Below are 7,622 nucleotides of genomic sequence, written 5' to 3' on the forward strand. Positions count from 1 at the left end.
ACCACAGGCAGTTATCCACACCTAAATGATTCTATAATTTCCTGGTTAACAACAAAAAAATAAGACCCGGTCTATGACCAGATCTTAATCTGCAAGCTCTTTTCTTTTAAAGATATAGATTGCCAATAATACAAATAAAACGGTCATTGTTAAAGTTATACCTGTCGCTGGCCAAACATGCTCTGGCCACTTTTCGGTAATCAACCTTACGGAAACATAGGAAAGGAGCTGTGTCGGGCTCCATTCGAGGAGGTGCTGAAGGGAACCTCCTATTATCGTAAAAATAAACACGGTAATAAGCGCAACCATACCGGCAGCGACTGGCTGCATGAACATTGCACTGCAAAGGATTACGAATGACAATACCAATATGAGCCATAATGAATATATACCGAACGATTCCATGAAGGCGCCAAATGGAATAAACTCAAACAGGACGCCAGTATAATACCAGCTTGCCAACATTCCAAGGAACAATGAAACGAGTATTAATATAAGTGCAGCTGCCCATTTGGAAGTGATATAAGAGAAAAAGGAAACTGGTTTTACGAGGATCAGCTGTGCGACACCGCTCTTTCTCTCCCCGGCAACTGTTCCCATCATGGAGAGGGCGATGATCAATATACCAATCATCTGGTATTCTCCCAAACTCATGATAAATATTTCTTGAGCAGAGGGTTCGGGTATTTCAACTACTGCCCCTTCTGGAAGACCGCCTACAGAATTAAGGATTTCCGGCAAATAGTAGGTGGTCAGAGGATCCATCACTCCGAGCAAAATAAAGGTGATCGGCATCCAAATCCACTTATAGTTCCTTGCCATCTCCAGGAATTCTTTGTTTAGCAGCGTGAACCATTGCTTCATTTTTGCACCACCTTCATAAAAACATCTTCAAGACTGATTGAACCAATTTCATATTTAGTGAGCGGCCAGTTCTCCCTGGCTGCCAGGGTCAGTATAACCTCTTTTACTGCTTCAAGATTTTCAGTATAAATACTTGCTATATTGCCTTCCATTTGAATGGAATCAATTTGTGGATGTTTTGCAAGCGTTTTTAAACAACTGGAGGCTTCTTGGCTAAAAACTAAATCGATTTTTGACTGGTTATATTTCTCCCTGAATTCATCCATTGTTCCAGACTCGATGATTTCTCCATTGTGCAGAAACAAAATACTTTCACAAACTTCTTCGGCATCATTTAGGATATGAGTAGAGAATAATACAGTCGCTTCCTTCTTTAGCTTTTCCAGCAATTCAAGAACTTCACGTCTGCCGAAAGGGTCCAAAGCAGAAACTGGCTCATCCAGCATAATCAGTTTTGGCCTGTGGATAATCGCCTGGGCAATCCCGAGACGCTGTTTCATTCCGCCTGAATACTTTCCGATTCTCCTGTTTTTTGCATCTGCAATTCCCACTAGTTCTATCAGCTCAGCTGACCGTTCCTTCGCTTTCTTTGCAGGAAGTCCTGATAGCTTTCCAACATACTCGAGAAATTCCCTTCCCGTCATCCAATCATGAAATACAGGATGCTGCGGGAGATAACCAATCAACCGACGATGGTCAGCTCCCTGCTTTTCACCTGCGAAAGATATTTTTCCTTTTGTTGGTTCAAGCAGCCCAGAGAGCATTTTCAATGTAGTTGTTTTACCCGCACCATTGGCTCCAATCAAAGCCACACATTTACCATTTTCCAACTGGAAATTCAACCCTTTAATCACTCGCAAGTCCTTAAAACTCTTTTCTAAATTTTCTACTGTGACTAAGGGCATTATTGATTTCTCCTTCCAATCACGAAATACAGGATAGGCCCAATAATGTTAACCACCAATATAACGATTGCCCAAACCCATTTGGGACCGTTTGTTTTTTCAATCTTTATTAAATCAATCACCGCAACAACTAATAAAATAACTTGAATGACCAATATAGGTGCAATTAAAGCCCAATTAATGTCAGCGAATAATTCCATTTCGATAACCTCCTTATTTGTTTTACATCTATAAGACGGCTGAAGTAAAAATTCGTTCAAAGAATTTTATTTTCGGGAGCGGATTTTTATAAAACATTGCTACAAAGTCAATTCTAATTGTAAGCAAGAAGCAACTGAGTGAAAAAAGCATAAAAAATATCCGGCATACAATATGCCGGATAATATATTTTAACTCTGTTTTACAGAAGCCTGAAAATGAAGGGTATTCGATATTCCTGACCTTCATATGCTTTGATTGCCCCTACAATGGTGAATATCATGGCCAATATCCCGATGACCCACAGCATAAAGATCCCAATCAACAGGATGACAAGAATACCGCTGACAATTCCATATACAGTATAAGAAATAAAAAAGTTCATATATTCCCTTCCATGGTAATCGATATAGCTGGAATCATCCTTTTTAACGAGCCAGATAATCAGCGGTCCAAGAAAAGCAGTAAAAAAGCTAATAATATAAATGCCTGCTGCAATAAGTCTTTCATCATTTTTCGGCATTGTTTCCCCTCCAATACTCTTATAATTAACTTTACGAAAAAACAGTAAAAAAGTTTCATGAAAGATGAACTTTTTCATTATAATGAAAATTAAGGGTTTTCCTTTTAGAAGGAACAAAGTGTAGCTTAATGTGCATTAAAATAAAGACAGGATAGGATGTAAAATGAATAGGATACTACTTAAGAATGCAAATGTAATGCCAATCACCTCTGAGCCAAAGGCAAATTGTGATGTTCTCATAAAAGAAGGTAAAATAATTAAAATAGCATCTGAAATTACCATTGAAACCGGGTACGAGGTTATTGATTGTAAAAACAACTTTTTGCTTCCGGGCTTCATCGATGTCCATACTCATCTCGGCCTTTATGATGAAGGTACAGGTTGGGCCGGAAATGATGCCAACGAAACAATTGAGCCAATGAGTCCTCACGTTCGGGCGATTGACGGAGTCTACCCGCTCGACCCTGCATTCGGCGATGCAATTAAATATGGAATTACCACGGCACATGTTATGCCTGGAAGTGCGAATGTAATCGGCGGAACGACTTCTGTCATTAAAACGGCTGGAAAAAACATTAAGAACATGATTATCCAGGAAACAGCAGGACTTAAAATTGCACTGGGTGAAAACCCGAAACGAATTCACAGTATGGGGAATAAAGATTCCATCACCCGTATGGGGATAATGGGAATGCTTAGAGAAGCTTTTTACGAGGCGATGAATGCTGATAATCCTGATTCCTTGAGGATTAAGCCGATCATTAAAGCATTGAACAGGGAAATACCTGTTAGGATCCATGCCCATCGAGCAGATGATATCATGTCTGCGATCAGATTTGCTCAGGAATTCAATCTTGATTTACGGATCGAGCATTGTACCGAAGGTCATTTGATTGCAGAAGAGCTTGCCGGCCTGAATTTAAAAGTTTCAGTTGGCCCTACACTCACCCGCCGTTCGAAAGTGGAACTGAAGAATAAGAGCTGGAAAACTTATCAGGAACTGACTGACCATGGTGTTGAGGTATCTGTTACTACTGATCACCCCTATACCCCAATCCAGTACTTAAACCTTTGTGCTGCCATCGCAGTGAGGGAAGGATTATCCGAACAAAAAGCACTCGAAGGAATCACGATTTTGCCAGCAAGAAATCTGCGGGTTGATGACCGTGTCGGCAGTATCGAGCCTGGGAAAGATGCTGATCTGGTCCTTTGGAATCAACATCCATTCCACTTCAGCGCAAAGCCAATGTGGACAATGATCAATGGCAAAATAGTTTATCAGATTTAGTCGAAAATCGCTGTAGTTTCTTGGCAAAAAAACACAGATAAAAAGAGTAAAAAACCTATTTTCTTTTTTGAAAAAATCCTGTATTATACTCTTTGGAAATATAATTTCATAAAGCAAAGTGATTAGGGAAGGCAAATGGTGCGCCACCAGTATCCTGGTTCTAGTGGGTTCGATTCCCACCCCGAAATTTTTTAGCAATACAAAAAATTTCGAGGGTGGCCGTGTAGTTACATTCGCACGAGATAGGACTGCCCTGCGTGGAGGGATACAAAATGCTCAAGAAACGCGATCTACATGATTGCCACGAATTATTTGAGCTGATGGCGCATCCGGAGGTCTTCCCTTTTGTGCGCCAAAAGGCACATTCATATGAAGAATTCGTATTTATAACAAAGCAAACGATTGAAGCAGAAGAACAAGGAGAATTAATCTCCCGTACAATACTTGACGAGTGGGGAGCTCCAATCGGCACAATCAATCTATTTGATATTCAGGAAGGAGCCGGTTTTTTAGGCACCTGGCTGGGGAAACCTTTCCATGGCAAAGGATACAACACCTTGGCAAAAGATGCTTTCTTCCAGGAACTATTTTATGATATTGGGATTGAGACTATTTTCATGCGTATCAGGAAAGTTAATATCCGCTCGATTAAAGCAGCAGAAAAGCTGCCTTATGTTGTGAAGGCAAACGAAACCCGCAAGCACATTTATGAGCAGTTAAATGCAAATGGAGAGATTTACGATCTGTATGAAATTCCTAAGGACCAATATACACTGTACCTCAAAAGGTCTGGTGTCCAGGAAGAAGAAGCAGCCCATTTGTTGGAGGCATAATTCACCCATATACAAAACGCCCTGAAAAATACAGGGCGTTTTCTAATTAAGCAGATCTTGCCCAGTTGTTTCTTCCCGCTCCGATAAGGAAGCCTCTGACAGGAATGCTTCGAGTTCGGCATCCGTCAATGTCTCATACCGTCCATCCTCAAAGAAAACCTGTGTCTGATTCGGATTGATCCTATTCATGTTAAACCCTATTCCCATTTCATCACCCCGCATAATTAAACTAAATACTATTAATTATTAGATAATTCATTTCGATTTGACTGCTAATTGTTATTAGCGTTCCCAACCTGCTTCACGATATTCGGAATTTTTTCAAAACCGATCATCCATAACTTGATAATTTAATAAAATAAAAAACGCCATGATTGGCGTTTTGAATGGTTCGTCCTAATGGTTTTCACGCAGAGCTTTTCCCAGCACATCTTTGCCTCCAGTAATAGGGATGATACTTCCGGTTATAAAGCTGGAATCATCATTCGCAAGAAAGCTGATCACCCTTGCGATATCTTCCCCTGTACCAGGTCTGCCTACTGGTACGGAAGAGTCCCTGGCATTCATTGAGTCGCTAATCGCTTTTTCTTTCCACTCACCTGTGATGTCACCAGGGCAGACCATATTGGCGGTGATCCCGTTTTCTGCCTCTTCCAGCGCCAGTGTCTTTGTCAATGAAGCCAGTCCTGACTTAGCTGCGGCAAAAGCAGATCTGTAAATCCACCCAGGAGCCGACTCCACCCTGTCAAAACCAACTGTAATGATCCTCCCCCACTTCCGTTTCCTCATAGAAGGTATCAGCAAATTCGATAAATAGAATACGGCATTTAAATTGCCATTAATTAAGTAAGTCCATTCATGTATCTGATAATCGGCCATTTTCTTTCTTTCGGAAATATATGGTCCAGCATTATGGACAACTATATCAATCGCAGTGAATTCCTTTAGAGCATACGAAACAATTTTTTTACAATCTTCATAATTTGTTATATCTCCCTGTACACAAATATTCTTTGTGTTGAACACTTCCGATAGTTCCGCTGCAAGCTGTTCAGCCTCTATTTTGCTGTTCCGATAATTGATAATTACATTTATACCTTCGGCAGCAAGCTGCAGTGCTGTTCGTCTTCCTAAACCGGTGGCACCTCCGGTAATCAAAGCCGTTTTATTTTCCACAACCTGTACCTCTCATCCTCATTAGATTACATATCACTATACTAAAAAGAAGCAAGCTGTTTTGCAACTTTTAGCCTTCATATATTGGGACCAATTTGACTTTAACCGCTGGGCCGATGCCTGCATATAATATCCATATCGAAGATGGTCTGCTTGAAAGGCGGGATATAATTGTTTCCATGGAATCTATTGCCGTTCGACCGAAATACACAGAAGAAGATTTTGGAAATGAAACCAGATGAAATCGAAAATTATGTCCAGCAAATGATGGGCAAAATGCTCCAGCCTAATATGCAGGGGATGTTAAAACCTGAAGAATGGCTGAAAGGGATGCAGCAGCATAACTCACCTGATCCAGCCAAACAGACTAACGGATTAGGTGCGGAAATGTTTGAAACTCATGATTTTGTTTTTGTCAGGGTACCGCTAAAAGAAGAAGCCTGGGTTAAACAAATGAAACTTTTTTATACTTCAAATCAGGTAATCATTGAACACATTCCGGATCTGTCCGATAAACACACACTAGTATTGCCAGCAACCGTTAAGCGGAAGGGTGCGGCAGCAAACTACAGGGATGGAGTACTCGAATTAAAGCTTCATAAAATTGTGGATATGCAATACGCTGAAATCGATATCTCAAATTAGTTAAAACGAACTCTACAAAAGAAGCTAAAAAAAGAACAGCCTGATGGCTGCTCTTTTTGAGTTTATTATTTACCAATGAACATTTGTGTCCAGTAGTTACCTGTTGCTACATGGCCTACACCAATGTGTGTATAGCTTGAGTTTAAGATATTTGCACGGTGGCCAGAACTATTCATCCATGCTTTCACAACTTCCTCAGGTGTACGCTGTCCCATAGCAATGTTTTCACCTGCTGAACGGTATGAAATTCCAAACTTTTTCATCATATCAAAAGGTGAACCGTATGTTGGGCTAGTGTGGCTGAAATAGCCTTTGCTTTGCATATCGCGGGATTTTTCCCTCGCTACTTTGCTTAGTTCAGTATCAAGTGCAAGTGGTTTTAAACCATTCTTTGCTCTCTCTTGATTTGTCAACTCCACTACTTTTTGCTCATAGGCACTAACTGCTGAAGAAACTGGTGCTGCTGCAGGTTCTTGAGCAGGTGCTTTAGCTGGCTCCTGAACTGGAGCCGGAGCTGGTTGTTGCACAGGTGCTGGTGCTGGTGCCGGTGCCGTTTTTTCAACAGGCTCCTGTACATTATTGTTAGTAGGCTGAGTTTGTTTCCATGAAAATTGGTAGTTCTTAAAATACTTTTGTAAGATAGAATTGATTTGTTCATTACTTACATTGCCACTTTGATAGTAGTAAACTTTTGATTGTATAGTAGACGCATCTGCTTTATCCATACCTGGATTTGCTGCGAATAAAGCAGCTGCAGCAAAAGCTGTTAGAATCATTTTCTTGTTCATTCCCGAATTCCTCCCGAAAATTTAGTTTGTCTCTCTCTTGCAAACTAATCATATCACGGGATTTTTGTAATAAACCTGGGATAAAAAGGAAAAACTATTATTCTATTGAAAGTAATTCTGTTAAGCATTCTCTATTTATACAAGATATCAATGATTTAAAGGCTTTTACAGATAATTTGCTTGTTCAGTATTAATTGAAGTTTTTTCCTGTTCATTTTCAAATTACCCAGCTAGACCATAAAAAGGAAAGATTAATATATTGACAACTTTTTTCACAGATTCGTTTCATGACATTTTTTTCTGCAATATGACAATCATTAAAGTATATTACAAGCCAAGGAGCAATCACGTGATTTTGGTCAATTGCTAGATTGGACAGTAGAAGAACAAAAAGCGCAAGCG

At 40.1% G+C, this 7,622-nt stretch carries 11 protein-coding genes; 3 read left to right on the plus strand and 8 right to left on the minus strand.

Annotated elements, in window-relative coordinates; all coding sequences use genetic code 11:
* Nucleotides 1-84: 84 nt before the first annotated feature.
* From J7E32_RS21790 to J7E32_RS21805, 4 genes are all read right to left on the minus strand, one after another.
* The gene (locus tag J7E32_RS21790) at nucleotides 85-864 is read right to left on the minus strand and encodes an ABC transporter permease (protein ID WP_214911666.1); all 780 of its coding nucleotides are present in this window, start codon (nucleotides 862-864) and stop codon (nucleotides 85-87) included.
* Nucleotides 861-1,769, minus strand: coding sequence for an ABC transporter ATP-binding protein (locus tag J7E32_RS21795; protein ID WP_214911667.1), 909 nt, complete (start codon nucleotides 1,767-1,769; stop codon nucleotides 861-863). Before J7E32_RS21795 ends, J7E32_RS21790 begins: the two co-directional genes overlap by 4 nt.
* Nucleotides 1,769-1,969 (minus strand): PLD nuclease N-terminal domain-containing protein, encoded by a 201-nt coding sequence (locus J7E32_RS21800; RefSeq protein WP_214911668.1) that lies wholly within the window; start codon nucleotides 1,967-1,969, stop codon nucleotides 1,769-1,771. The genes J7E32_RS21795 and J7E32_RS21800 overlap by 1 nt, the downstream gene beginning before the upstream one ends.
* 200 nt (nucleotides 1,970-2,169) lie before the next feature.
* The gene (locus J7E32_RS21805; RefSeq protein WP_084135592.1) at nucleotides 2,170-2,490 is read right to left on the minus strand and encodes a DUF4870 domain-containing protein; all 321 of its coding nucleotides are present in this window, start codon (nucleotides 2,488-2,490) and stop codon (nucleotides 2,170-2,172) included.
* 163 nt (nucleotides 2,491-2,653) lie between these two features.
* On the opposite strand from J7E32_RS21805, the gene J7E32_RS21810 reads away from it, so the two are divergent.
* Both J7E32_RS21810 and J7E32_RS21815 read left to right on the plus strand, forming a co-directional pair.
* Nucleotides 2,654-3,778, plus strand: a complete 1,125-nt coding sequence (locus tag J7E32_RS21810; protein ID WP_214911669.1) for an amidohydrolase — start codon at nucleotides 2,654-2,656, stop codon at nucleotides 3,776-3,778.
* 272 nt (nucleotides 3,779-4,050) lie between these two features.
* Nucleotides 4,051-4,611, plus strand: coding sequence for a GNAT family N-acetyltransferase (locus tag J7E32_RS21815; RefSeq protein ID WP_214911670.1), 561 nt, complete (start codon nucleotides 4,051-4,053; stop codon nucleotides 4,609-4,611).
* A gap of 42 nt (nucleotides 4,612-4,653) precedes the next feature.
* On the opposite strand, the gene J7E32_RS21820 is transcribed toward J7E32_RS21815, so the two are convergent.
* Nucleotides 4,654-4,800, minus strand: coding sequence for a hypothetical protein (locus J7E32_RS21820; RefSeq protein WP_214911675.1), 147 nt, complete (start codon nucleotides 4,798-4,800; stop codon nucleotides 4,654-4,656).
* A 207-nt stretch (nucleotides 4,801-5,007) separates the two neighbouring features.
* Nucleotides 5,008-5,787, minus strand: a complete 780-nt coding sequence (locus J7E32_RS21825) for an SDR family oxidoreductase (RefSeq protein WP_214911671.1) — start codon at nucleotides 5,785-5,787, stop codon at nucleotides 5,008-5,010.
* A gap of 171 nt (nucleotides 5,788-5,958) precedes the next feature.
* Here J7E32_RS21825 and J7E32_RS21830 point away from each other — a divergent pair, with 171 nt between their 5' ends.
* Nucleotides 5,959-6,432 (plus strand): Hsp20/alpha crystallin family protein, encoded by a 474-nt coding sequence (locus J7E32_RS21830; protein ID WP_214911672.1) that lies wholly within the window; start codon nucleotides 5,959-5,961, stop codon nucleotides 6,430-6,432.
* Between the two features lie 65 nt (nucleotides 6,433-6,497).
* On the opposite strand, the gene J7E32_RS21835 is transcribed toward J7E32_RS21830, so the two are convergent.
* Nucleotides 6,498-7,220 (minus strand): CAP domain-containing protein, encoded by a 723-nt coding sequence (locus J7E32_RS21835; protein WP_214911673.1) that lies wholly within the window; start codon nucleotides 7,218-7,220, stop codon nucleotides 6,498-6,500.
* A 217-nt stretch (nucleotides 7,221-7,437) separates the two neighbouring features.
* A partial coding sequence (locus tag J7E32_RS21840; RefSeq protein WP_214911674.1) for a hypothetical protein occupies nucleotides 7,438-7,622 on the minus strand: 185 nt, incomplete at its 5' end.

The organism is Bacillus sp. ISL-55, from assembly GCF_018613155.1.
GTDB lineage: Bacteria > Bacillota > Bacilli > Bacillales > Cytobacillaceae > Mesobacillus.

What these genes read in the sequence shown, in the direction of transcription:
- J7E32_RS21790 (WP_214911666.1), bottom strand. Translation starts at nt 864, where the DNA reads ATGAAGCAATGGTTCACGCTGCTAAACAAAGAATTCCTGGAGATGGCA.
- J7E32_RS21795 (WP_214911667.1), bottom strand. Translation starts at nt 1,769, where the DNA reads ATGCCCTTAGTCACAGTAGAAAATTTAGAAAAGAGTTTTAAGGACTTG.
- J7E32_RS21800 (WP_214911668.1), bottom strand. Translation starts at nt 1,969, where the DNA reads ATGGAATTATTCGCTGACATTAATTGGGCTTTAATTGCACCTATATTG.
- J7E32_RS21805 (WP_084135592.1), bottom strand. Translation starts at nt 2,490, where the DNA reads ATGCCGAAAAATGATGAAAGACTTATTGCAGCAGGCATTTATATTATT.
- J7E32_RS21810 (WP_214911669.1), top strand. Translation starts at nt 2,654, where the DNA reads ATGAATAGGATACTACTTAAGAATGCAAATGTAATGCCAATCACCTCT.
- J7E32_RS21815 (WP_214911670.1), top strand. Translation starts at nt 4,051, where the DNA reads ATGCTCAAGAAACGCGATCTACATGATTGCCACGAATTATTTGAGCTG.
- J7E32_RS21820 (WP_214911675.1), bottom strand. Translation starts at nt 4,800, where the DNA reads ATGAATAGGATCAATCCGAATCAGACACAGGTTTTCTTTGAGGATGGA.
- J7E32_RS21835 (WP_214911673.1), bottom strand. Translation starts at nt 7,220, where the DNA reads ATGAACAAGAAAATGATTCTAACAGCTTTTGCTGCAGCTGCTTTATTC.